Here is a 24568-nt window from a genome sequence, read left to right on the forward strand (position 1 = left end):
TCAAAGGAATTAAATAAAATATATTGTTATATAATTAACAAAATGTTTAAATATTGATATTTCTAATCACTTTTATGTGTTTAATTAATCTATAAAATATATTTGAACAAAACATTTTGTATGTCTAAAAAACTTTTAAATATAGCTTCTGAATTTGGGAGTCCAGTCTATGTATATGATTCAGAAACCATCATTAATCAATATAATAGACTTACTAAGGCATTTAGTAATGTAAAAAATCTTAAGGTAAACTATGCTGTAAAAGCACTTTCAAATATATCCATATTAAGATTATTTAAATCATTGGGATCTGGTTTAGATACTGTTTCAATACAAGAAGTACAACTTGGACTAAAAGCCGGTTTCAAACCAGAACATATTATATACACACCCAATGGTGTTTCTTTAGAGGAAATAGAAAATGTTGCGAAACTAGGTGTTCAGATTAATATAGATAACTTATCAATTCTGGAGCAATTTGGCACTAAGCATCCAAATATACCTGTCTGCATCAGAATTAATCCTCATGTTATGGCTGGAGGCAATACCAATATTTCTGTGGGACATATTGATAGTAAATTTGGTATATCCATTCATCAAATACCGTTGTTATTGCGTATTGTTGAGAATACTAAGATGAATATTAACGGTATACACATGCATACTGGAAGCGATATATTGGATATTGATGTATTCTTATATGCTAGTGAAATTTTATTTGAAACAGCAAAGCAATTCAAAAACTTAGAGTTTATTGATTTTGGATCTGGTTTTAAAGTACCCTATAAAGAAGGCGATATTGAAACCAATATTGAAGAACTTGGTAAGAAACTTTCTAAACGATTTAATGAATTTTGTAAATCCTACGGTAAAGAATTAACCTTGGCTTTTGAGCCAGGAAAGTTCTTAGTTAGTCAATCTGGTGTGTTTTTAGCAAAAGTAAATGTTGTAAAGCAAACAACCTCAACTGTTTTCGCTCAAATAGACTCTGGCTTTAACCATCTCATTAGACCGATGCTTTATGGTTCTCAACATGAAATTATTAATATTACTAATCCCGGCGGAAGGGAGCGTTTCTACTCTGTTGTAGGTTACATTTGTGAAACTGATACCTTTGCGAACAACAGACGTATCAATGAAATTAAAGAAGGTGATATTCTTTGTTTCAAAAATGCTGGTGCATATTGTTTTACAATGGCAAGTAATTATAACTCGCGTTATAGACCTGCAGAAGTACTAATACATAATGGTAAACCCCATCTTATTAGAAAACGCGAAACTTTCGAGGACATTCTACAGAATCAAGTAGAAATTTCAATATAAAGGGTTACCATTTGTGAGATTTTATTCCATTTCGTCGGATTTTTCAACAATATTAACCTAAATATGGTTATATTGTAGTGTTATACTCCCTTAACAATCAATTTCTTAGCAAGAATTATCTTACAATTTGCACCCTAGCTACTTGTACCTAGTCTTTAATTTTTCTATTCTCTAGAGCTGGAATGATTATGTTTTGGTGGCTATTAATTAATCAACTAAATCATTCACATTATGAAAAAACTAAGTATTCTATTACTTGTTGTTCCATTCTTTCTTATGGGACAAGACGACAACTCAGCTATGATTAACAATGTAACACACATTAAGGTAAAAATGGGCCATGATGCTCAATTTATTGATGGTGTTAAAAAGTACAAAAAGTGTTACGCAGAAAACGGCGGTGAGGACACATGGAATTTTTGGAACCGTGTTCAAGGTTCATCATCTGTATATGCTGTCACTGACACGATGGCAAATTGGGCAGAAATGGATGAAGGTCCGGATGAAGCAAGTGGAAAGTGTAGAGAACTTATGATGGAATCTATTATGCCACATATGAAAGATGTGAATTACATGATAACTATGAGCATGCCTGATATCAGTAACGATTCTCAAGATCCTGCAACCAAAGTTTGGGTTACTTATTTTAGAGTAAGTAATTATGCAGATTTTATGTCAGTAATTAAAGCCGTATCTGGCGCAATAAAAAAAGCTGAAGGTGACGAACGTGCATATTGGTATGAGGTACAAGGTGGTAGCGAAAAAGACGCAGATTATCTTGTAGCATGGCCATTTGAAAAGTATGCTGATCTTGATAAGGACCAAGATGGTGTTTGGGCAGTTTATTCTAAAGAACATGGTGAAGAAAAAACGGCTGAAATGCGTGCAAAATTTAATGCTGCAGTAGATGGCTCATGGTCTTATATCTATAGTAAAAATATGGATATGTCTAAAACTGACTAAATATTAGAGCAATATTTTTTTTCAAATATTTAGCAGTACAATGTGATTAATAAAACAATTTTTTTTTTTGATTGGATATTCTGTTAGTTTTAGTGTTAAAGTAAAATGCTGATCAGAAATTAAATTCAATGTTAACTAAGCTATCAATTAAAACTGCTAAATAGTAAAAGCGTCACTTTAAAGTGGCGCTTTTTTAATACCTTTAAAAACCCGAAGTCATAAATCAATAAAATGACTAAGTCATCAATCAAATCTAAAAGAATAAACTCTATTGACCTTTTAAGAGGTCTAGTAATGGTTCTAATGGCATTAGACCATGTTAGAGACTACTTCCATATCAATGCATTTACAGGTAACTATCCGGAAAATATGGAGTCAACTAATATCGTTCTCTTTGGAACTCGATTTGTGACTCACTTTTGCGCACCTGTTTTTGTATTCTTAGCTGGTACTTCTGCATTTCTTTATGGTCAAAACAAGTCTAAAATACATTTATCTAAGTTTCTTATTACAAGAGGTATATGGCTCATTTTGGTTGAGATTTTAATCAATAATTTTTTATGGTGGTTTGATATTTCCTTTGGTTTTACTAACCTCCAAGTTATATGGGCTATAGGTATCTGTATGATCGTTTTAGGTCTGTTAATACATTTACCAAAGAAGATAATATTAAGTATTGGGTTACTTATTGTTTTTGGGCATAACTTATTGGACGGAATCGTTAAAGAAGGCAGTAGTATAGATTCAATAATTTGGTATTTCTTGCACCAAATGAACGGTTTCAGTTATACCGAAGGAAAATTTTTATGGTTTTCTTATCCTGTATTGCCATGGATTGGAGTTATGTCGTTAGGTTATTGCTTTGGCTTGTTATATAAGAAAAATATAACATTAGCCTACAGACAAAAATGGTTGCTTATAATGGGCTTTACTTCTATTATATTATTTTTTGTTTTAAGAGGGTTGAATGTTTACGGAGATTTAGTGCCTTGGTCATATCAGGAATCTACAGAAAAAAGTATAATATCATTTTTTAATGCAACTAAATACCCACCATCCTTAGTCTATTTGTTAATGACATTAGGACCTGCCTTTTTGTTCTTGTATGCTATTGAAAACGTAAAAAATAAGATTGCAGATTATTTAATTGTTTTTGGCAGAGTACCATTTTTCTATTACATCCTCCATATTTTCGTAATTCACCTTGGGGCTATTATAGGTTTGGTTATTACTGGTAAGGATTGGAAATTGATGATACTTGATAATGAGACCATGAACTCGGGAGCCCTTCATGGTTATGGTTATTCCCTATTAACGGTATACATCATTTGGATAACGATTGTACTAATCTTATACCCTATTTGTTATAAGTATATGCGTTATAAATTGATAAATAAAGATAAATGGTGGTTAAGTTATTTGTAACTTTAAACTAATCTTTCATACCTATACTGTATGATATAATTTTTTAATTGATGAATGGATTTGACATTGTAATGGTAATTGCCATTATCCTATTCGCTAGACTTGGTGTTAGGTTAGTGACTCAGTATATAAAAATGCGGAAGGATAAAGACAATGATGAAAGTAATCCATAAGAAAAATCATTGAGAACTTATTCTTAAAAACTATAAATCTCTATAGAAAGTTAATCCATTGCCAAACAAATCATAAAAGGCAAACTCTTTTGTCCCCCAAGGCATTTCCTTAAGACTCGTGTTTTTATGAAACACGTTTTTTGTATTGTACTCTTCAAATAATCCTTCAATATTTTCAACATAAATCCTTAACATCGGTCTATCTAAACCAGCAACCCACTCTTTTTCGTCGTGCCATTGCAAATGAATTTCAATATTGTCTCGTTTAACACCAGCATAACCGTTTGGATCGGTAGGATCTCTAAATGCAACCGCAAACCCTAATTTATCACAATAATATTCAATTGCTTCATTTACTTTTTTTACTGGTAATACCGGATGAATAGCCTTTAAAAACCCTGTCATGATTTTTCTTTATTTTTAATACTTAAATGTAACATTTTAGTTATTGCATCCTCTTATTATTATGAAACATTTTTTAATCACAATACTACTTTTAATCACATTTCAGATTGGATATGGACAAACTTTAGAGAGTCAAAAGCGCTTCGAAAATGATTCTGTTTATATAGACTTTATAAATCCCTTCTATGCACCAATTGAAATGAAGCTATCCGCTTTAGACTCAACAAAAGCATATATTAGAGTAAGACAAAATGCTATATTAAATTATCAGGATACACTTCATGGTGCTTTTGTAGTACCGAAATCAATGGTGAAGGATACTTCCAATATTAATAGTAGTCATTATATAAATTTTAAAGGAAATTTTGGAGATCCAAAATCAATCGCAGATACCGAATATCGCTATACATTACCCTATCCCAAAAACAAGCGATATAAAATCATTCAGTCCTTTGGTGGTAAATTTTCACATAATAAACCACATTCTAAATATGCAATAGATTTTGGGACTAAAGTCGGTGATACCATTACAGCTTCTAGAGATGGTATTGTGTTTTTTGTAAAAGAAGACTCAGACGAACACTGTAGAACCCGAAAATGTATTGATAAGGGCAACAAAGTCTATATTCTCCATAAGGATGGAACAATGGCACATTATGTTCATTTAAAATTAAATGGCGCTCTTGTTGAAGTTGGAGATAAGGTAGATGTTGGTGAACCCATTGCCATCTCTGGAATGACAGGATTTACAACCATACCACACCTTCATTTGGTTGTTTATAAAGCCAATGGAATTTCTATTCCGTTTTACTTTAAGGGTCAAAAATCAAAAAAGCTTAAACAAGGAAAATACTATACACGGAGAAAATAAATCTTACGATTTTACCTTACCAGTAAAATGATTCACTTTTGGATTAATTGGGTTACCTGTAGTACGTCTATAAATTGCAATTTGCCCACAATGCCAAATACCATCAGAAATTGGTCCATTAACCTGATTCCAAAATGGAATTTTTTGATCACCGAAAATTATGTTGAATTGAGATATATCGTCACTATCTCTCAAAATATCTGCTGCTGTTTTAAGATTTACCAATGTCTTAGATCGCATTTCAGAATAGTTTAATTCTTCATTTGTTCTATCATTAGGTTTTTTTAAGGTGGAATTGACAATAATTTTAGATAAATCATAAATATGTTTAATCGTTTCCCTTGTAGTACGTCCTTCTTCAGTAGCTTTAAATTTCAAATCCTGCTCCGTGAGATTATTAGTTGCCCAATAAAACCTGAAACCCAGGGCATCAACCATTCTCGCTGATATCGTACCTGCAGTAAATTCCTCTGAATATTCTGGGATTTCATAATAGGGTAATTGCTCTTCTGATTGACAAAGCAAAACATTACTAAAAGCTAATACAATAAAAACGAATATAATTTTCATTTTCTAATCTCTAAAATTTGATGATTTAGGCACTGGATTCACACCATACTTATCATACAAATAAACCAAGGACGTCATTGTTGCTGCTCCCAATTCTAATTCACGTTTATTAACATGCTCAAACATATCATTTGATGCATGATGATGATCAAAATAGCGTTGGGAATCTGGTCTTAAACCAGCCAAAACATTCGATTCTGATCGTAACGGACCAACATCTGCACCGCTACCACCTAATTCAAAATAATGGATAAGATATGGTTTAAACAATGGTTTCCAGTCGAGGACTTGACTATAATTGGCTTCATTTGTAGTAAAAGAAAATCCACGTGGTGTAAATCCTCCAGCATCACTTTCTAATGCAAAAATGTGATTCTCACCTTTTTCCTTTGCAACTTCAGCATACTTTCTTGCACCTCTTAAACCATTTTCTTCATTCATAAACAAAACAACCCTTATACTTCTTTTTGGTGTAATCCCACTTTCCTTCATTAATCTTAGCACATCCATGGACTGTACAACTCCTGCTCCATCATCGTGAGCTCCATCTCCTAAATCCCAAGAATCTAAATGACCTCCAACCAAAATTATTTCATTTGGAAATTCAGAGCCTGTAATTTCACCTATAACATTATATGACAAAACATCTTCAAATTGTTGGCAACTTTGCTCTAAGAAAAACTCAAGATTAGGATCCTTCTTAAGCGCCTCACTTAACTTAACCGCATCGTTAGTACTTATAGCAGCAGAAGGTATTCTTTGAGCTACTGGTAAATCACCGTAACTCATACTACCTGTATGAGGGTAATCATCTTGCCTAGAACTCAAGGAACGCACAATAGTACCTACAGCACCATACTTTGCTGCCTCAGCCGCTCCTCTATAGCGTTCTGAAGAACAACCTCCATACGCCTGAAACGTATTAATTAACTCTGGCTGTAGGGCTCTATTAATAAAAACGATTTTGCCTTTTATCTTTTCTTCACCTAAGCCAGCTATATCCTTGTATGTGCTTACCTCAATAACTTGTGCTTTTGTCCCACCATCTGGTGTTGCTATTGAACCTCCCAAGGCACAGATATTTACTTTATGAAATCCATCAGACGATTCGAAATAAGCCATTTCTTTCTCTCCTCTCACCCACTTTGGAACCATTACTGGCTGCAACCATACTTTATCTAATCCTAATTTCTCAAGTTCGGATTTAGTGTACTGTACAGCTAGTTCTGCACTTGTAGAACCAGACAATCGTCCTCCAATAGTATTGGATAGATAATCTAACCAATCATAACTCTTTCCATTCGTTAAAGACGTTTTATAAATGGTTTTTAATACATCTTCATCATTCTGTGCAATGCAATATGTAGTTGCAATAACAAAAAGAAGCGCAATTCTTAAGACTTTCATTTTTATTCGTTTTCTAATTCTTGTTTATATAGACCAATATTTGCCTTTTCTTTGGCAGGTAATTCTGGTTCTTTTATACCAGTATAATTTTTTAGGGTATCATATAATATCTTAGCCACTAGATAGCGTGCTGTTGGTTTATCGTCAGCAGGTATATTAAACCAAGGTGCGTGTTGTTTAGAGCTCCTATTCAATACGTCTTCATAGCAAGCCTGATACTTATCCCAAAGTTTTCTTTCCTTCAAATCGTCTGATGAAAATTTCCAGTTTTTGTTGGGTTTATTCAAACGACGGAGTAAACGGTTTTTCTGTTCATCTTTAGAAATGTTTAAAAAGAACTTGAAAATAATAGTACCATTATCAGAAATATGTTTTTCGAAACTATTTATCTCATTAAAACGCCTATCCCAAAATGCATCATTAACATCATCCACTGAATTTATATCAGGCATGTTCTCGTACATCAAATAATTAGGATGAACTCTTGTTACCAACACATTTTCATAATGTGTTCTGTTGAAAATACCAAATTTTCCGCGTGCTGGTAGTGCTATGTAATGTCTCCAAAGATAGTCGTGTTTTAACTCAAGATCTGTTGGTTTTTTAAAGCTGTGTGCAACAATCCCTCTTACATTAAACTCTTTAAATACCTCCCTAATTAGACTATCCTTGCCGGCTGTGTCCATACCTTGAATACACATCAGAACGGAATATTTACCATGAGCATACATTGTATTCTGTATACCTGCTAAATCCTTACTGATTTGCCTCAGTCCTTTTTCAATTGTTTTTTTACCAGCACCTAAATCAACAGAAGTTGGTAAATTCTTTATATCAATTTGAGATGAAATTCTAAAATCTTCAATATTAACTTTATTCATAATTCTATTATTTTGATGCAAAAGCATTTACATCTCCTTCACTAACTTCTTTACCACCTAAAATTATTAATCGTTCTACAACATTTCTTAGCTCTCTAATATTTCCTGTCCAATCATAGTTTTGCAATAACTTAAGGGCTTTAGCAGAAAACGATTTCTTCACCGTTCCTTGCTCTTTCGAAATTTTATCAGCAAAATAATCTACCAATAATGGTATATCTTCTCTCCTATCATTTAGAGCTGGAACCTTTATTAAAATTACGGCCAATCTATGATATAAATCTTCTCTAAATTTACCATCTTCTATTTCCTTCTTTAAGTTTTTGTTAGTTGCCGCAACAATTCTAACATTTACTTTAATGTCTTTATCGCTACCTACACGTTGAATGCGACTTTCCTGTAAAGCTCGCAGTACTTTAGCCTGAGCAGAAAGACTCATATCCCCAATTTCATCAAGAAAAATAGTGCCACCATTTGCCGCTTCAAACTTACCAGCTCTATCTTTGTTTGCAGAGGTAAAAGCACCTTTAACATGACCAAACAATTCGCTTTCGATCAATTCTGAAGGGATTGCCGCACAATTAACCTCAATCATTGGACCTTTAGAGCGGTCACTTTTTTGATGAAGCCAATGAGCAACAAGTTCTTTACCTGTGCCATTTGGCCCTGTAATTAAAACTCTGGCATCTGTTGGTGCAACTTTATCAATCATTTCTTTGATATTTTCAATTGCATCACTTTCACCAATCATTTCGTAGTTTTTGCTTACTTTTTTCTTAAGCCTTTTGTTTTCTACTACGAGCTCTTTTCTATCTAAAGCAATCCTTACTGTATTTAAAAGCCTGTTTAAATCTGGTGGTTTTGAAATATAATCGAATGCACCTAAACGCATTGTATTTACCGCAGTATCTAAATCGCCATGACCGGAGATCATAACAACTGGCGTTTCTGGCTTTATTTTCTTAATGGCTTCTAAAACCTCAACACCATCCATTTTAGGCATTTTTATATCACATAGTACCAAATCAAAATCATCCTTCTTAATCTTTTCAATTCCGGCTAAACCATCTTCAGCTTCATCAACCGTATAGGTATCATTTTCTTCAGATAGTATTTTGACTAATACTCTTCTAATTGCCGATTCATCTTCTATTATTAAAATTTTTGGCATATCTATATTTTAAATTTAATTCCTGTTCTGAAATAAAACGCATTTAATTCGTTTAATCCAAATATTTCATCTCTATCGCTATTCCGTAGTACATTGTTTAACCTAAAGGTGTAACCTGAATACACATAAGCAACTAAATGTTTGGTAAAACAATATTCATACCCAAGTCCTGCCACTGCAACAGAAAGTGATATGTTATTAACCTTTTGCCCATCAACATCAATAGGTTGTTGAATGTTTGCAAAGTATCCATCTAATGTTGCAAATACTTGTAACATACTTTTTTCGCTGAAAAAATACTTTAAGTTTGATTTTGGTATACCTGCGTTATAAGACCATTTTTCATTCACTCTTCTATAATAACTAATAAACGGAAGTGGATAAGGCACACCTGCAGTAGTATTATATGTTAAACCTAAAATAAATCTATATGGTTTATCAATATCAGTTGCTTTAGTTCTATCCCTTATTGCAAAGATCCCACCATTTAAAAATAAATCGTCTGAAGTAACTGAGTTGGTCAATGTAGACGCAATTCTTGGGTTAATATTTATACCAACTCTCCAGTCATTTTTACCTTTAAATGTATATCCAAGACTAAAATCTATAATATGTAAAGTTTCTAAAGATCCAGTATCAAAAGGATATTCTTCTTCAAGGTTTAATATTATTCTATTATACTCTCCACCGATAATTAAATAGTCCTTATCTTTTATTTTAATTGGAAAATTTAAAGATGCCCTAAGTCTCGTATATTGGTCTTCAGATTTACTACTAGGTATAAACGAATATTCTAACCTAGCCAAATCCGTTAATTGGGCCTGCGCAAAATGAGTACAACAAAATCCAATGATGAGTTGCAGAATTATACATTTTGGAAGCCTAATTTTCATTAAATATTTATTTGTTTTTAATATGTATATCTCTTTGAGGAAATGGAATGGTAATATTATTTTCTCTAAATAAACGATCAATTTCAAATCTTATATCACTTTTTGGAAATGTGGCCTTAAAACTGTCATTTAACGTAAAAATTAACTTAAAATTTAAAGAGCTCTCACCAAATTCGGTAAAAACAACGAGTGGTTCAGGCACTTTAATTACCTCTGGATGGTTATTTGCTGCTTCTAAAAGTAGTTTTTTTACCAATTGAACATCACTACCATATGCTACTCCAACTTCAACATTTTCTCTAGTAAGCGTTCCATTTTGTGTCCAGTTAAACAGTGAGTTTGTTAAATACAAATGATTTGGTATTACAAGAACTTTATTGTCTATTGTAACAGCTCTTGTTGTTCTTAGTTTAATTTCTTCTACTCGTCCTACCTTACCATCTAATTCTATTATATCACCAACATGAACGGATTGATCTAACAAAATAAATATACCCGAAATTATATCTTGAAAAAGTGTTTGTAATGCAAGTCCAACACCAATCAATAATGCTGCTGAAGCAGCAAAAATGCCTGTCACATTAAAACCTATGGCATTAAGTGTTATTAATAGGAAAACAAGGTATACTACCCACTTACCATATGAAAAAACTGTATTAAATTTTGCCTTATCCTCTTTTGGTAAGTTTCTAGTTAGAATTCTTTTAATAATTTTTAATACTATCCAAGTAAGAATTATTACTAGAATTACAAACAACAATCCCTTTACACTGATGGATATATCATCAGAGAACGATAATTTATAATTTAGTATTTCCTTTATTCTAGACATCTAATATTTTAGCCATTTAAACAATTCCTTATAGGTTGCTTTTTTACCATACATTAAAATACCAACTCTATAAATTTTAGCCGCAAACCATACCGCGAAAATAAATGTACCAATTAATAACAACAGTGACAGCCCTTGTTGCCATAGTGGTACTCCAAAAGGTATTCGCATGAGCATTACTACTGGAGATGTTAATGGTATAAAAGAAAACACCGTTGATACAGTTCCGTGAGGATCTTCAATCACAGTAAAAACACCAACATAGACTGCCAAAATTAACGGCATTAAAATAGGCAACATAAATTGTTGTGTATCCGTTTCATTATCAACCGCCGCACCAATAGCAGCATAAAGTGAACTATATAAAAGATAACCACCAATAAAAAAGAATATGAAGGCAACTACTAAATTACCTATAGGTAAATTATTTATTGCCGTTAATATATTTTCTGCCATGGCTTGCACTTCATCCGACCCTTGCGCTGACATTGCTTGATTAACTATTTCTTGTTGTGGTGTATTAACTTGGGCCATATCAATGCCAAAGATGGCTGAGACTATTGTAAGCATAACACCTCCTAAAATTACCCAAATAGCAAATTGTGTTACACCTGCCAATGAGGTGCCTATAATTTTACCCATCATTAGCTGAATAGGCTTAACGGAAGAAATAATAACCTCAATGATTCTACTGGTTTTTTCTTCAATAACGCTACGCATAATCATATTGCCATAAATAATTATGAACATAAACAATAAATAACCTGCAATACCACCAAATGCCAGTTTAATAATGTTATCAATTTTAGAACTTTTCTCACCATCAAAACTTTCTTGTGCAATATCAATACTTGTTTTAGAGGCATCTATTTGCTCAAGTGAAACACCATCTTTTTGCAATTTTATCTCTTGCAACCTCTTCTCAACTTTTCTCTCTAATCCTGATATAATTGTTAAGGAAGGTGATTCCTCTGAATAAAATTTTATATTCTTACCAACGTCATCTAATGATGTAACATTACCAATATGCAATAAACCATAATCTTCTTTCTCTTTAACTATTTCCTTTGCGTCATCTAAATTTAATCCAGTAAGTTTTAAATAGGTTGTATTTTCAGTGCTTTCAAAAATATCTATTAAGTATCCGGTTTCATCCAAGACTGAAATGGTTCGTTTTTTATCATTATTAATTTGGGATAAATAAGAAACCAATGCAATAAGGGCAATCATTATCAATGGACTCAAAAAGGTCATGATTATGAATGATTTGTTTTTAACCTTGGTTAAATATTCACGCTTTATAATGAGGGGTAAATGATTCATGCCTAATTATTTTGTACGGTTTGGATAAAAATATCATTTGCCGTAGGAATTACCTCAACAAAATGGTGCACCTCAGCCTTAGAGGTTAAAAATGATAATAAGTCGTTCGGCGAGGTAGATTCGTTTATTTTAATGTTCAATTTAATATCATCATTAAGGTTTTTAAACGTCGCAGGTAAGACCTCAAATGAATTTTTAATTTCAGAAAGGACAGACTCACTATTTGATGATTGCAAACCAACCTCAAAAGTGTTTGTTTTAAAGTTGCGCTTAATATCATTGAGCTTGCCATCTAATATTTTATTGGATTTGTGCAACAAGGCAATATGGTCACACAATTCTTCAACGGATTCCATTCTATGAGTAGAAAAAATTACCGTTGCACCTTCGTCTCTTAGTTTTAGGATTTCGTCTTTAATTAAATTGGCATTTATTGGATCAAATCCAGAAAAAGGCTCATCAAAAATCAATAATTTAGGTCGATGTAAAACCGTAACAATAAATTGAATTTTCTGGGCTTGACCTTTACTTAACTCCTGAATCTTTTTATTCCACCAATCACCAATTTCCAGTTTATCGAACCAATATTTTAATCTATTCTTGGCCTCGGATTTTGACATGCCTTTTAATTGTGCTAGGTAAAGTGCTTGTTCTCCAACTTTCATAGATTTATACAAACCCCTTTCCTCTGGAAGATATCCAATATCCTTTATATGCTCTGGTTTTAAGGATTGACCATCTAAATAAACATGCCCTTCGTCCGGCATGGTTATTTGATTAATAATTCTGATAAGGGTTGTTTTACCAGCTCCATTTGGGCCTAATAATCCAAAAATACTGCCCTTTGGTACACCAATAGACACTTGGTTTAGTGCTTTAAATTTTCCGAAATTTTTTGAGACGGAATCAGCAACTAATAAGTTGTTCATATAGTCTGGAGTTTATATTCTAGGTTAGAAAGTAAATATATTAAATGTTATAGAGTTTTACGTTATTTATGCGACACAAATTGATTTAGTATTATCAATTCTCAAATCTGTTAACTCCATAAAAAACAAAACCCACCCTTATAATTAAATAAGGATGGGAAAAAATTGCTATGAAAAAGAAAAATTACCGCTAATTAGCATTAGCGATAATTCAAAGATAATATTTTTTATTTAACAAGGCAGTTTTACGAGAACATATCTTTTACCTTTTCAAAAAAAGACTTATCAGAACTTTCTGGTTTAGGTTCAAAATGCTCATCATTCTTCATTTCTTCAAAAAACTCCTTTTGTTTTTTGCTCAAAGTCTTTGGTGTCCAAACATTTACATGAACCAATAAATCGCCTTTGCCATAACCATTAATACTTGGTATACCCTTGCCTCGGAGTCTTAATATTTTTCCAGATTGTACTCCTGCATCTATCTTTATTCTAACCTTGCCTGTAACAGTATCTATTTCCTTTGATGTACCCAAAACAGCATCTGGCAAACTTACATACATATCATAATGTAAATTATCACCTTCACGTTTTAAGGTAGGATGATTTTCCTCTTGAATTAATACCAACAAATCACCTGAGATTCCATTACCTGGTGCATCATTACCTTTTCCGGTAACCTTAAGTTGCATTCCATCTACTACGCCAGCAGGAATTTTTACAGAAACTGTTTCTTCAGTGACTTTTAATCCTTGTGCATCAGCATCTGCAGGCTTTTTATCTATCACCTGACCAGCACCACCACAGGTTTGGCAAGCACTAGCCGTTTGCATACGTCCTAGAATAGTATTGGTAACTCTTGTTACTTGGCCAGAACCTTTACATGTTCCACAAGTTTTATAGGTTGTACCTGGCGCCTGCTTTTTACGTTTTACTTTTATCTTCTTCTCAACACCATTTGCTACCTCTTCCAAAGAAAGTTTAACTCTTATGCGCAAATTACTGCCTTTAACCACACGTTGTCTTCCGCCGCCACCAAAGCCGCCAAAGCCGCCACCGAAAGCACCACCGAATATATCACCAAATTGACTGAATATGTCATCCATATTCATTCCGCCACCACCGAAGCCACCTGCGCCTTCAAATGCCTGATGACCAAACTGATCGTAACGTGCTTTTTTATCTGGGTTACTCAATACCTCATAGGCTTCAGCTGCTTTCTTAAACTTCTCTTCAGCTTCCTTATCGTCCGGATTTTTATCTGGATGATATTTTAAAGCCATTTTACGATAAGCTTTTTTTATTTCTGATTCAGAAGCACCTTTGCTTATGCCTAAAATGTCGTAATAATCTTCTTTCATACTAATTACCCTAAATAATTGGGTTGTTTTTTATTCCCAAATTTTTTTGGAAACATGTTGAATTTATTGCCCTATAACCACTTTTGGGAAGCGAATTACTTTGTCACCTAACTTATAACCACGTTCAATGACATCAATAATTTTTCCTTTTAAATCATCACTCGGAGCAGGAATTTGTGTCACGGCTTCATGATCATCCGCATTAAACACATCGCCTTGCTTAACTTCTATTTTAGACAAACCTTTTTGCTCTAAAGTAGTCACCAACTTATTATAAATAAGCAACACTCCTTTTCTCAATTCTTCAGCTTCTTTGTCTTCTTCTATATGCATCAATGCACGCTCAAAATCATCTAAAACCGGAAGCATAGCTGTCATTACATCTTGTCCTGCAGTTTTAAATAACTCTATACGCTCTTTATTGGTACGCTTTTTATAGTTTTCAAATTCTGCGAACAAACGCATAAATTTATCCTTCTCTGCAGCCAATTGATCTTGCAATTGTTCCTCTGGAGTTTTAGTTTCTTTTTCTTGGGTTTCCACTTCAGCCTCTGCAGTTGCAGTTGTAGCTTCATCTATTTGTGGTTCATCAGCTTTTTTGTTCTTATCTTTTTTACTCATTTTGAGTTCAATTTTTAAATCTTCGATTTATTTGTGGCAAAAGTACTGCCATTCTAATAATAATGTCAAAATGTCATTAACATTTTTTTATAATTCTTAGAGTATAGTTATAGCTACCTTTGCAACTTCAAATAAAACATCTAAAACATTAACATGAAAACATCATTTTTTAAAATTTTCGCGGTTGTAGCATTAATTAGTTTTACTAGTTGCGGTAACGACAAAGCGAAAGAAGCTGAAACAAAAGCTGCTGAAGAAGCTGCAGTGGCAGAACAGACTGCAATTACTTTTAATGCCAATACTGAAAACTCCATGATTGAATGGAAAGGGTTTAAGCCAACGGGCTCTCATAACGGAACAATTTCAATTTCTGAAGGTTCTGTAAGTGTAAACGACGGGAATATTGAAAGTGGAAACTTTACTATTGACATGGGCAGTATAGTGGTTACTGATATACCTGCAGAGGAAGAAGGAAATGCTAAATTAAGAGGCCATCTTACGAGTGCTGACTTTTTTGATGTTGAAAAATTCCCAACTGCAAAATTTGAAGTAACAGGTATCTCTGTTGTTGAAGGAAAAACAATGCTTTCAGGAAATTTAACAATGAAAGAAAAAACTAATAACATTAGTATTCCTGTGAGTACAACTGTAGAAGGTGATACAATGAAGCTAACGAGTGAAACATTTACCATTGATCGTTCTAAGTGGAATATTCAATATGGATCTAAATCTTTCTTTGATAATTTAGGAGATAAATTTATCAATGATGACATTGAGTTAAAGGTAACTTTAGTTGCTAATAAAGCTTAATTAATAAACTATTTTCATACAAAAAGCACTTACCAAAAGGTAAGTGCTTTTCTCTTTCATAGCAATTTTATCGCTAAAATTGCTGTCGCTATTAATCAATCACCATCAACCAACCATTAATTAATAACAGATTGTAGTAATGCATCAACTAATAATTAATACACTAAAACCAACTATTTAGGCATTACTACAGTGTCAATTACATGAATCACGCCGTTACTTCCTTTTACGTCAGTTGCAGTGATCTCACTGTAATTTCCGGCTTGGTCTTTCAACCAAATCTTTCCATTTTTTTGCATTACAGTTAATACTGTACCGTTTAATGCTTTAACCTCTACTTTTCCGTTTCCTTTCTTTAAGGCAGCAACTACATCTGATGCCATTAATTTAGCAGGTACAACATGGTAAGTTAAAATGTTTGCTAATGCTTTTTTGTTTTCAGGCTTTAATAGGTTAGATAAAGCATTTTGATCAATCTTTGCAAATGCGTCGTTGGTTGGAGCAAATACTGTAAAAGGTCCATCGCCTTGTAAAGCACCTACTAAATCTGCTGCTTTTAAAGCTGCAACTAAAGTTGTAAAATTCTCATTGCTTACTGCAACATCTACAATTGTTTTTTGAGCTGTAGCAGTTTGGTTAAATGTTAAGGCTACAAACGTTGTTAAAATAAAAACTAACTTTTTCATAATTTTATATTATTGGTTAAACTATTTATGCACTTTTTTCATTTTTGAAGTGCTTTCGTTTATATTTACACAAGCTTGTTTGCCACAGATGAGCAACCTTTTGTTTTTGGGAAATCTTTAACACACATGCAAAACGATATTACGCTTATAACTCAACTTCAAAACAAGGATGAGCGTGCATTATCGTTACTCTACGACAAATATTCAGGAGCCATTTACAGTGTTATCCTAAAGATGATTAAGGATGAAGGCAAAGCACAAGATTTATTACAAGAAACATTTATTACCGTTTGGGACAAAGCCGATCGATATGATATTGAAAAGGGAAGATTCTATACTTGGGTGTATAGAATTGCGAAAAACAAAGTGTTAAATGTTCTAAGAAAAAAGGATTTACTCATCCAAACCGATGATTTTGGTGTATATGCTAATAAAGAGGAAGACGTTAGTAATATAGACCCTGAGTTTTTGAAGTTAAAAGGGGCCATAACAACATTAGAAACGCATCATAAAAATGCGTTAGAGTTAGTCTACTTTAATGGATTAACACATAGAGAAGCACATAAGGTTATGAATGTACCCCTTGGCACCTTTAAATCTTATGTTAGACAAGCTCTTAAACAACTAAGAGAATCGTATGTAAAGACACTAAGTGTAATATTACTAATACTTAATGCGCTGTGATGATGGATAAGAAGAAACTATTAGATAACGGATTATTAGAACAATACCTTCTAGGTGAACTCAATGCAGATCAATGCAATGAAATTGAGAAATTGCTTGCGTCTGATCCTGAACTAAAAGCAAAATATGATTTGTTAGAACAGGATTTTGAATCCATGGGATTAGAAAATGCCATCGAACCTCCTGTTGAAGTTAAATCAAACATCTTAAAGCTCGTTTCTAAAACTACTATACCAAAAGCCAAAGTAATTAAACTATACTCTGGTGGTAATGACAAATATTATCTTGGTATTGCGGCTAGTGTTGCTGGTCTGCTATTAGTTGGTAGCATCTGGATGTTTTCTCAACTTAGTGAGGTAAAACAACAGCTCAATACAGTAGAAAGCACCAATAGTGAATTAAACAATACCATAGATAAGTTAAATAAGGAGCTTAACAGTAATACAACTCTATACGCTACACTCTCACACCCAGACACAGAACAGTATATCCTTAAGGGCAATACCTTAATGCCAGAGGGAAAGGTAGTGAGCTATGTTAACCACACCACAAAATCTGTGGTAATCAATGCAGAAAAATTACCCGATTTAGATGCAGAGCACGATTACCAAATGTGGGCAGATGTTGAAGGCGAAATGATAAATATGGGTGTTATTTCTAAGGATAAAAACTTGTTGGCGATGAATTATATTGACCATGCAGAATCTTTAAATATCACTATAGAACCAGCAGGTGGTAATGATCACCCAACAGTTTCTAGATTGGTAACCAACATCTATCTCAATTAGTAAGAAAAATACGTATGCTTACGTATTGTAAAACCTGTCTTTTCTTCTAATTTTAGGGTATAAAACATAGTGGGAATAATATGAAAAATCTACTACTGACAATATCGCTCATTTACTCTTTTACCTCTTTTTCACAAGAAAATAGGGTTCCTTCTATCGTTGTATTAAGTCCTCAAGAAACTTTTACTGACAAAGGACTTGATTCAATTGCAAAAATGTATGAGCGAAAACAAAAATTGACAGAAGAACATAAGCAAAGAGTTAGGGAGAGTAATGGAGAAAATTTTGAACTGAAATCAGAAAAGGAAATTCTGTTTATGGAAAAAATGGACTTAGGTTCTCAAATCACGTTTGGACTTAATTTCTACTTCAGTTACAAACTTTTTGAATACCACGAAAACCATATGGTTTATCCAGCTCACGAAAATAATAACTCAACAAAATCGGAATTGAAAAAGATTGCGAAAAAACACAATATGAATTGGGTTGTAAATATTCCAAAAGTTGAATTTTCAAAGAATGAGAATGGAATGAGTGGGGAAATAAGATACCAATTATACAATCTAAAATTTGACGAAATAGTCCTTGATGAAAAATTGACTGTATACGACCAAAATCCTGGATTTACATTCGCTTGTGAATCTGGAACTATTAATTGCGTGACAAATAACTTGACAAGTGCCGTTTCTAATAAGGTTCTCGGATTCTTAAATAAAAATAGAAAATACTGGCGCTAAAAATGGCTATAATTGCTTCGCCAGTTCGCTACGCTCGTGTCATTGCTAATACTCACCTATTCCAAAAATTAGTTTAACTTTAAATGACTTGATTTCTACGGTAGAAATCATAGTCGAGACCGTTGCCCACAATTTAAAACCAACACCCAAATTTAAATCTGCTAAAAAAATATGAAATATTTACTCTGTTTTGGGATAATGATCAGTAGCCTAATATGCAACGGTCAAATTAGAGAAAAAGGGAATATTGAATTAACACCAATAATTGGTTATAGTGCTTCCAACCAATTAGATTCTTTCCTATTTGGTTCATCATCTGTGTCTGGAATACAGATTGGAGCATACGGAAATTTCTTTTTTAATAATAGATGGAGCATACGAATTGGTTTGCTTTATCAAAGAATGGGAACTAATAGTGTGGACTTTTTCATCTTCACCGACGAATATTCTGAAAGGACAACTTACCTTACGATTCCATTGACTGTAAATTATCACTTTGGAACAAATAGAAATTGGTATATAAATTATGGAGCAGGATTTGGAATTTTGACTAATGCAGAGGCTAATTATAATGACGGTAATGGTTATGTTGATATTAATGACTTTGCAAACCCGACTCAATTCGGAATTAACTGTGGAATTGGATACAAATTTAATATAGCACCTGAATTTTTAGTCATCGTTGAGAATTCCAATTTTATTGGTCTAGCAGATAGTACTAAACAAAAAAGCGGGAAGAATTTTCATATGAGTTTTAATGTAGGGGCAATATTCAAAATTTAAGTAAAAAACACTAGCAGGCAACACCATGTATAGCACATTACGGTGGGAAAGATTACCTTGACCATTGTATATAATTTCTAAAACCAAAAACCTCCTAGAATAATCCAGGAGGCTCGCCCTAACTTTAAAACTATCTAAACAATAACCATATGATTACAAAGGCTACGGTATAGAAAACGGTTAAAAAAAGTTCTAGCTTATATTTTTCAAAAAGTCGATACAAAAATTACAACTTCATAAGTTTAAGTGTTTCCTTTTTATCCTCAGAATACACATTCACCAAATATAAACCACTACTTAAATCCTCTATTTTGTATTGATCTTGCAATCCATAAAACTGTTTTACCAATTTTCCGTTAATATCATAAACAAGTACATCTTCAATATTTAATTGTGTTGAAATTGAAAAATAATCTTGTGTTGGGTTGGGTAGTAGTTTTATTTCTGAGCTTAATTCAACATCGTCTGTTGAAAGTGATGGATCAACATACTTCCATAATTCTCTACCCACTGAACCGTCATCAGCATGGAATAATAGTTCACCATCAACATCAACCAGAAATCTAGGTGCACTACTACCAGCACCAGGATTAATATCGGCAATCATAACAGTTCCCGATAAAGTTCCATCAGTAATCCACAATTCTTCACCATTTGAACCATCATCTGCAGAAAAATATAGGTTACCATTATATTTTTGAAATGAACCTGGACTACTCGAACCGGTTGGATTTAGGTCTTTAAATAGTCCTATACCAAAAATACTTCCATTAGTTCGCCATAATTCTTGACCATTAGTTCCATCATCAGCATTGAAATAGGTGTATCCGTTATATGATGTAAATCCTGAAGGGTTACTGCTCGCAGTACCTGGATTGATATCTCTATATAATATGACACTTTCATTGGTTAACATATAATATAATTCAGTTCCTGTACTATCGTTCGTGGCACTAAAATAAAGCCGATTACCAACTGCATGGAAATTACTAGGATTACTATGACCTCCTGGATTAATATCAGTGACCATGTATGTGCCAGCTGATGTACCATCAGTTACCCATAGCTCTCTTCCACTTGAACCGTTTTTGGCCGTGAAGTAAAGCTTATTATTAAACTCTACAAATTCTTCAGGATCACCAAAACCAACTGGATTTAAATTTTTCAATAATCCTGTTCCAGAATATGTGCCATCCGAAACATACAGTTCGCGATAACCTGCAGGACCACTCGCCGAAAAATATACTTTTGAATTATAAGAAAATAAATTTTCAGGATTTCCACTACTACCAGTCGGATCAATCGAAATAGTATTATTTGATGTATTTATTGGATCAGAAATACAAAGTTCATTACCTGTACTGTTGACATAGGCGTTACAAAAAATAACACCATTGTTATCGCAAATATCTGTTGGTGTGCTACTCCATCCCGTAAATGGCGAAAAATCATGAACCAACATTGTGCCAACGGCAGTTCCATCAGTTTTCCACAATTCCGTAACAGTTGTATCATTAACACCAGGTCCTCTGGCACTAAAATAAACTTCATTAGTAACAGAATTTAGTGTAAACCCTTCTGGTTCTGCCCTACCGATACCTATATTTATCCAGAATGTTCCAGAATTGGTTCCATCAGAATAAGATAGTTCTCCTGCAAAACTCTTGAATAGAATCTTGTCATTATATTTAAATAATTCGGTATTAATATTTATACCATTTGGGGCTCCACTCATTATATCCCTTACTAAAGTAGTCTGAGCAAAACCAAATACCACACTGAAAAACACAGTTAAGAAAAGTAGATTTTTTTTCATAATAAATAAATTTAGAGTTTTGTAAAACTCCATATTATCTATTCTTAATGCTTGTTTTTATGATAAGTGGATAGTTTTATTTATTCGGTAAAAAATTATCTCTAAACATAACTGGTAATCCTGATTTACTAATTGGTTTGTTTTAATTGAAAAGTGTATTGAAACCGCTAATATGTGGGTATGGTGAAATTTGAAAAAGGCAGGGAAAAGCCTATATTTAATAATATATTCAAAATCTTTGAAAAGACTATACCTTCTCTTTATATTTCATTGCTTAGCAATTTTTGGGCAAGATCCATATTCGATAAAATTTGGCATAGAAGAAGGATTACCAACATCAAACGTTTATTCGGTTTTTGAAGATAATGATGGATTCCTATGGTTTGGAACCGACGTTGGAGTATTACGTTTTGATGGCTACACATTCGAGCATTTTAGTACAGATGATGGACTTTCCGACAACGAGGTATTTAATGTTTACCAAGATTCTCAAAACCGAATCTGGTTTTTAACTTTAAATGGCTCACTTTCTTTTTTGAAGGATGGTAAATTCTACAATACAAAAAACAATACACTCCTAAAAAATGCTTCGCATGACAAACTTGTTGTTGATGCATTTGAAATTGATGATTTCTTATTTATTCTGTACAGAGACGGTCAAATTAGAAAAATCAATTTAAAAACCAACCACATTGAATCTTTTCAAACACCTGCAACTTTGTTTGGGTATTGGATTGATGGCGACCAGCCTATTTATTTAACTCTAGAATCTGTTTTAGATCATAACATGAAGCTCTTGCATTCATTCAGTGATCAAATGAACCCTTATTTTGCTTATAGAACCGTCAATTTTAACAGTAAGAAGATATTCGCAAATAAAATTGGCCTTTTAGAAGTTACATCTTCAGGTATTGTTAAGCATGATAATCCTAAAATAAACGAAGACATAATTGATTTAGAGCAAATTGATAATGGCCTTTGGATTGGAACTAGAAATGGCCTGCTCATTAAATCAGAATCTAATATTGAAAAACATTTTCATGGTGATATTATTTCCAATAGTTTAAAGGATAGACAAGGCAATTATTGGATAACAACCTTGAATAATGGAATAAAATTCATCCCTAATTTCCATCTAAAACAATACGATACATTAAATGAACGTATTAAAATAACTTCCCTACAATTTGACGACTCAAACAATTTGTGGATAGGTTCAGAAAAAGGTCTGTTCAATCTAACTTCTGATTCTAATAAGTTAGTAAGACCATTTAATAATATCATACAAGACGAGTATATCAAAAACATAAGCTCGTTTTCTAATAATATAGTCGTTACCGGCAATAACAAATCTTTCATTTTAGATAATAATGATACTAAAACATATGGCTTTGGTGCAAACGATTTTCATTTTAATGGATCTCATTATTTTATTGCCTCTTCCATGGTATATAAGTGTTTACCAAGTGAAGTTGACAAAATTCCATCATTAACAAATAACGAAGAAAAAAACAAACATAAGTTTAAAGACTACAATATCTTTAAAAGACGCACTAACGTATTAGAATCCTTTGATGACCATGGTATCTTCTTTGGAACTACGACTGGTTTATTTGTTTACAAGAACGATTCTATTTATCGTATTAACAAGAAAGCTGAAGAACTGAACTCTTCTATACATGATATTCATTTTAATGGTCGTACAAAGGAATATGCTGTAGCCACAAATTCTAAGGGTGTGTCTATTTTAAAGGGAGAACGCATAAAGCATCACATTTCAAAAAGGCAAGAGTTATCTAGTAATACTTGTTATGTCATTAAGCCTTTTGGTGAAAGTTTACTTGTTGGCACCAATAAAGGTCTTGACAAAATAGAATTTCAAAACGATGAGATAAGAGTATCGAGTATAAACCAACTGCTAAGAATTGATGAAGAGAAGATCAATGACATTGCAATAAATGATTCGTTAATATATCTGGCTACGGATAAAGGATTGTTATCCTTTGATTGGTCAACTATTAAAGCAAACAACGCAGTACCTAGTATTGTAATTCAAAACGTTTTAATAAATAATACCAAACCTAATAATCTTTTTGATCTCAAAAGTTCAGAAAATAATTTAAGCATTGTATTTACTGGTATATCATTTTCAGATTTTTCTAAACTCATCTACCAATATAGAATTAATGATGGCCCTTGGAATACAACCAATAATAGAAATTTAGAAATAAAAAACTTAAGTAGTGGATCCCAAACCATTGAAATTAGAGCACAAGGCACAAGCGGTATTTGGAGCAAATCAAAACAAATACAACTAAAAATAAACCCACCATTTTATAAGACTGTACCCTTTATCCTTATAATCTTAATTGCTCTTCTTACTTTACTCTATTTTTTAATAGGAAAACGTATTGCATCTCTTAAAAAAGGATTTAACAAGGAGCGCAAGATGTTAAAGGCTAAACAACAGCAAATACAAATTGAAAAACAAATGCTGGATTTAGAGCAAAAAGCATTGCGAATGCAAATGAATCCGCATTTTATCTTTAATGCGCTCAATACCATCAAAGGATATTATTCCGGCGGTAATCTAAAAGAAGCCAATAGCTATATCACAAAGCTATCAAGATTATTGAGGTTGATTCTTGAAAATGACGAACGGCTAATTAGTATTGACAAAGAAATTGAAATAATAACATTGTATATAAAACTAATACAACTCAGATATGTAGATGTCTTTGATTATAACATTATAGTTGATCCAGAAATTAATCAATCTGAAACAGGTTTACCTAGCCTAATTTTACAACCTCTGGTAGAAAATGCAATAATTCATGGGCTGGCACCTTTAAATAAAAAAGGGAAGTTAACCATCACATTCGAAAAAGTTGGTGAAAAATTAATCTGCAAGGTCATTGATAACGGTGTAGGCTATTCTAAATCCTTAAAAAAGAATAATGCAAAAAGTGAGAACACCTCAAAAGCCTTAAAAATAACCAAGGAAAGAATTGATATTGAAAACCATAATAGTGAAAACATCAATTTTGAAATTAAAGACGGTGAAAATAATCAAGGTACAGAGGTAATAATAAAGCTTCCAATTTTAAACATATGGTAAT

24 protein-coding genes are annotated in these 24568 nt (G+C 32.8%); 11 read left to right on the forward strand and 13 right to left on the reverse strand.

Translation table 11 applies throughout. From position 1 onward, the window contains the following. Positions 1-120 precede the first annotated feature (120 nt). The 4 genes from lysA to LBV24_RS15210 all read left to right on the forward strand — a co-directional run bounded on the left by lysA (position 121) and on the right by LBV24_RS15210 (position 3884). Positions 121-1323, forward strand: a complete 1203-nt coding sequence (gene lysA, locus LBV24_RS10030) for a diaminopimelate decarboxylase (protein WP_224478513.1) — start codon at positions 121-123, stop codon at positions 1321-1323. 231 nt (positions 1324-1554) lie between these two features. Further along, positions 1555-2286, forward strand: a complete 732-nt coding sequence (locus LBV24_RS10035) for a hypothetical protein (RefSeq protein WP_224478514.1) — start codon at positions 1555-1557, stop codon at positions 2284-2286. Positions 2287-2517: 231 nt separating this feature from the next. Beyond that, positions 2518-3711, forward strand: coding sequence for a DUF1624 domain-containing protein (locus LBV24_RS10040; protein ID WP_224478515.1), 1194 nt, complete (start codon positions 2518-2520; stop codon positions 3709-3711). Positions 3712-3761: 50 nt separating this feature from the next. Next, the gene (locus tag LBV24_RS15210; protein ID WP_262902018.1) at positions 3762-3884 is read left to right on the forward strand and encodes a hypothetical protein; all 123 of its coding nucleotides are present in this window, start codon (positions 3762-3764) and stop codon (positions 3882-3884) included. Between the two features lie 30 nt (positions 3885-3914). Here LBV24_RS15210 and LBV24_RS10045 read toward each other — a convergent pair whose 3' ends face one another. Continuing rightward, complete coding sequence (locus LBV24_RS10045; RefSeq protein WP_224478516.1) at positions 3915-4289, reverse strand: bleomycin resistance protein; 375 nt, start codon at positions 4287-4289, stop codon at positions 3915-3917. 61 nt (positions 4290-4350) lie between these two features. Between LBV24_RS10045 and LBV24_RS10050 the strand changes: the two genes are divergently transcribed. Beyond that, positions 4351-5160, forward strand: a complete 810-nt coding sequence (locus tag LBV24_RS10050; RefSeq protein ID WP_224478517.1) for a M23 family metallopeptidase — start codon at positions 4351-4353, stop codon at positions 5158-5160. Between the two features lie 3 nt (positions 5161-5163). On the opposite strand, the gene LBV24_RS10055 is transcribed toward LBV24_RS10050, so the two are convergent. The 10 genes from LBV24_RS10055 to LBV24_RS10100 all read right to left on the reverse strand — a co-directional run bounded on the left by LBV24_RS10055 (position 5164) and on the right by LBV24_RS10100 (position 15145). Continuing rightward, positions 5164-5730, reverse strand: coding sequence for a hypothetical protein (locus LBV24_RS10055; protein ID WP_224478518.1), 567 nt, complete (start codon positions 5728-5730; stop codon positions 5164-5166). Between the two features lie 3 nt (positions 5731-5733). Next, positions 5734-7137, reverse strand: coding sequence for a M20/M25/M40 family metallo-hydrolase (locus LBV24_RS10060; RefSeq protein WP_224478519.1), 1404 nt, complete (start codon positions 7135-7137; stop codon positions 5734-5736). A 2-nt stretch (positions 7138-7139) separates the two neighbouring features. Beyond that, the gene (locus LBV24_RS10065) at positions 7140-8018 is read right to left on the reverse strand and encodes a PPK2 family polyphosphate kinase (RefSeq protein WP_224478520.1); all 879 of its coding nucleotides are present in this window, start codon (positions 8016-8018) and stop codon (positions 7140-7142) included. A 7-nt stretch (positions 8019-8025) separates the two neighbouring features. Continuing rightward, complete coding sequence (locus LBV24_RS10070; RefSeq protein WP_224478521.1) at positions 8026-9189, reverse strand: sigma-54-dependent transcriptional regulator; 1164 nt, start codon at positions 9187-9189, stop codon at positions 8026-8028. A 2-nt stretch (positions 9190-9191) separates the two neighbouring features. After that, positions 9192-10082: a DUF6268 family outer membrane beta-barrel protein gene (locus LBV24_RS10075; RefSeq protein WP_224478522.1), complete on the reverse strand. Its 891-nt coding sequence runs from the start codon at positions 10080-10082 to the stop codon at positions 9192-9194. Positions 10083-10089: 7 nt separating this feature from the next. Further along, positions 10090-10914 carry a mechanosensitive ion channel family protein gene (locus tag LBV24_RS10080; RefSeq protein WP_224478523.1) on the reverse strand — a complete coding sequence of 275 codons (825 nt, stop codon included), beginning with the start codon at positions 10912-10914 and terminating at the stop codon, positions 10090-10092. Continuing rightward, positions 10915-12237 carry an ABC transporter permease gene (locus LBV24_RS10085; protein ID WP_224478524.1) on the reverse strand — a complete coding sequence of 441 codons (1323 nt, stop codon included), beginning with the start codon at positions 12235-12237 and terminating at the stop codon, positions 10915-10917. A 2-nt stretch (positions 12238-12239) separates the two neighbouring features. Beyond that, positions 12240-13166, reverse strand: a complete 927-nt coding sequence (locus LBV24_RS10090) for an ABC transporter ATP-binding protein (RefSeq protein WP_224478525.1) — start codon at positions 13164-13166, stop codon at positions 12240-12242. A 245-nt stretch (positions 13167-13411) separates the two neighbouring features. Continuing rightward, the gene (gene dnaJ, locus LBV24_RS10095; RefSeq protein ID WP_224478526.1) at positions 13412-14524 is read right to left on the reverse strand and encodes a molecular chaperone DnaJ; all 1113 of its coding nucleotides are present in this window, start codon (positions 14522-14524) and stop codon (positions 13412-13414) included. 63 nt (positions 14525-14587) lie between these two features. Further along, on the reverse strand, positions 14588-15145 hold the full coding sequence (locus LBV24_RS10100) for a nucleotide exchange factor GrpE (protein WP_224478527.1): 558 nt from the start codon (positions 15143-15145) through the stop codon (positions 14588-14590). A gap of 153 nt (positions 15146-15298) precedes the next feature. On the opposite strand from LBV24_RS10100, the gene LBV24_RS10105 reads away from it, so the two are divergent. Beyond that, entirely contained in the window at positions 15299-15955 is a 657-nt protein-coding gene (locus LBV24_RS10105; protein ID WP_224478528.1) for a YceI family protein, read from the forward strand. Between the two features lie 173 nt (positions 15956-16128). On the opposite strand, the gene LBV24_RS10110 is transcribed toward LBV24_RS10105, so the two are convergent. Beyond that, a complete protein-coding gene (locus tag LBV24_RS10110; protein ID WP_224478529.1) occupies positions 16129-16641 on the reverse strand; it encodes a fasciclin domain-containing protein in 513 nt (170 codons plus the stop codon). 126 nt (positions 16642-16767) lie between these two features. Between LBV24_RS10110 and LBV24_RS10115 the strand changes: the two genes are divergently transcribed. The 4 genes from LBV24_RS10115 to LBV24_RS10130 all read left to right on the forward strand — a co-directional run bounded on the left by LBV24_RS10115 (position 16768) and on the right by LBV24_RS10130 (position 19633). Further along, positions 16768-17325, forward strand: a complete 558-nt coding sequence (locus tag LBV24_RS10115) for an RNA polymerase sigma factor (RefSeq protein ID WP_224478530.1) — start codon at positions 16768-16770, stop codon at positions 17323-17325. Between the two features lie 2 nt (positions 17326-17327). Further along, positions 17328-18113, forward strand: coding sequence for an anti-sigma factor (locus tag LBV24_RS10120; protein ID WP_224478531.1), 786 nt, complete (start codon positions 17328-17330; stop codon positions 18111-18113). 80 nt (positions 18114-18193) lie between these two features. Then, on the forward strand, positions 18194-18850 hold the full coding sequence (locus LBV24_RS10125; RefSeq protein ID WP_224478532.1) for a hypothetical protein: 657 nt from the start codon (positions 18194-18196) through the stop codon (positions 18848-18850). A gap of 171 nt (positions 18851-19021) precedes the next feature. Further along, complete coding sequence (locus LBV24_RS10130; protein ID WP_224478533.1) at positions 19022-19633, forward strand: outer membrane beta-barrel protein; 612 nt, start codon at positions 19022-19024, stop codon at positions 19631-19633. Positions 19634-19859: 226 nt separating this feature from the next. On the opposite strand, the gene LBV24_RS10135 is transcribed toward LBV24_RS10130, so the two are convergent. Then, positions 19860-21449, reverse strand: coding sequence for an ELWxxDGT repeat protein (locus tag LBV24_RS10135; RefSeq protein ID WP_224478534.1), 1590 nt, complete (start codon positions 21447-21449; stop codon positions 19860-19862). A gap of 238 nt (positions 21450-21687) precedes the next feature. Between LBV24_RS10135 and LBV24_RS10140 the strand changes: the two genes are divergently transcribed. Continuing rightward, positions 21688-24567 (forward strand): sensor histidine kinase, encoded by a 2880-nt coding sequence (locus LBV24_RS10140; protein ID WP_224478535.1) that lies wholly within the window; start codon positions 21688-21690, stop codon positions 24565-24567. Position 24568: the final 1 nt, after the last annotated feature.

It is taken from the genome of Winogradskyella vincentii, assembly GCF_020166345.1.
GTDB lineage: Bacteria > Bacteroidota > Bacteroidia > Flavobacteriales > Flavobacteriaceae > Winogradskyella > Winogradskyella vincentii.

Coding starts and splice junctions, on each gene's coding strand:
- LBV24_RS10130 (WP_224478533.1), top strand. CDS start 19,022: ATGAAATATTTACTCTGTTTTGGGATAATGATCAGTAGCCTAATATGC.
- LBV24_RS10120 (WP_224478531.1), top strand. CDS start 17,328: ATGGATAAGAAGAAACTATTAGATAACGGATTATTAGAACAATACCTT.
- LBV24_RS10055 (WP_224478518.1), bottom strand. CDS start 5,730: ATGAAAATTATATTCGTTTTTATTGTATTAGCTTTTAGTAATGTTTTG.
- lysA (WP_224478513.1), top strand. CDS start 121: ATGTCTAAAAAACTTTTAAATATAGCTTCTGAATTTGGGAGTCCAGTC.
- LBV24_RS10085 (WP_224478524.1), bottom strand. CDS start 12,237: ATGAATCATTTACCCCTCATTATAAAGCGTGAATATTTAACCAAGGTT.
- LBV24_RS10110 (WP_224478529.1), bottom strand. CDS start 16,641: ATGAAAAAGTTAGTTTTTATTTTAACAACGTTTGTAGCCTTAACATTT.
- LBV24_RS10080 (WP_224478523.1), bottom strand. CDS start 10,914: ATGTCTAGAATAAAGGAAATACTAAATTATAAATTATCGTTCTCTGAT.
- LBV24_RS10075 (WP_224478522.1), bottom strand. CDS start 10,082: ATGAAAATTAGGCTTCCAAAATGTATAATTCTGCAACTCATCATTGGA.
- LBV24_RS10115 (WP_224478530.1), top strand. CDS start 16,768: ATGCAAAACGATATTACGCTTATAACTCAACTTCAAAACAAGGATGAG.
- dnaJ (WP_224478526.1), bottom strand. CDS start 14,524: ATGAAAGAAGATTATTACGACATTTTAGGCATAAGCAAAGGTGCTTCT.
- LBV24_RS10070 (WP_224478521.1), bottom strand. CDS start 9,189: ATGCCAAAAATTTTAATAATAGAAGATGAATCGGCAATTAGAAGAGTA.
- LBV24_RS15210 (WP_262902018.1), top strand. CDS start 3,762: ATGAATGGATTTGACATTGTAATGGTAATTGCCATTATCCTATTCGCT.
- LBV24_RS10045 (WP_224478516.1), bottom strand. CDS start 4,289: ATGACAGGGTTTTTAAAGGCTATTCATCCGGTATTACCAGTAAAAAAA.
- LBV24_RS10100 (WP_224478527.1), bottom strand. CDS start 15,145: ATGAGTAAAAAAGATAAGAACAAAAAAGCTGATGAACCACAAATAGAT.
- LBV24_RS10105 (WP_224478528.1), top strand. CDS start 15,299: ATGAAAACATCATTTTTTAAAATTTTCGCGGTTGTAGCATTAATTAGT.
- LBV24_RS10035 (WP_224478514.1), top strand. CDS start 1,555: ATGAAAAAACTAAGTATTCTATTACTTGTTGTTCCATTCTTTCTTATG.
- LBV24_RS10040 (WP_224478515.1), top strand. CDS start 2,518: ATGACTAAGTCATCAATCAAATCTAAAAGAATAAACTCTATTGACCTT.
- LBV24_RS10060 (WP_224478519.1), bottom strand. CDS start 7,137: ATGAAAGTCTTAAGAATTGCGCTTCTTTTTGTTATTGCAACTACATAT.
- LBV24_RS10135 (WP_224478534.1), bottom strand. CDS start 21,449: ATGAAAAAAAATCTACTTTTCTTAACTGTGTTTTTCAGTGTGGTATTT.
- LBV24_RS10090 (WP_224478525.1), bottom strand. CDS start 13,166: ATGAACAACTTATTAGTTGCTGATTCCGTCTCAAAAAATTTCGGAAAA.
- LBV24_RS10065 (WP_224478520.1), bottom strand. CDS start 8,018: ATGAATAAAGTTAATATTGAAGATTTTAGAATTTCATCTCAAATTGAT.
- LBV24_RS10050 (WP_224478517.1), top strand. CDS start 4,351: ATGAAACATTTTTTAATCACAATACTACTTTTAATCACATTTCAGATT.
- LBV24_RS10125 (WP_224478532.1), top strand. CDS start 18,194: ATGAAAAATCTACTACTGACAATATCGCTCATTTACTCTTTTACCTCT.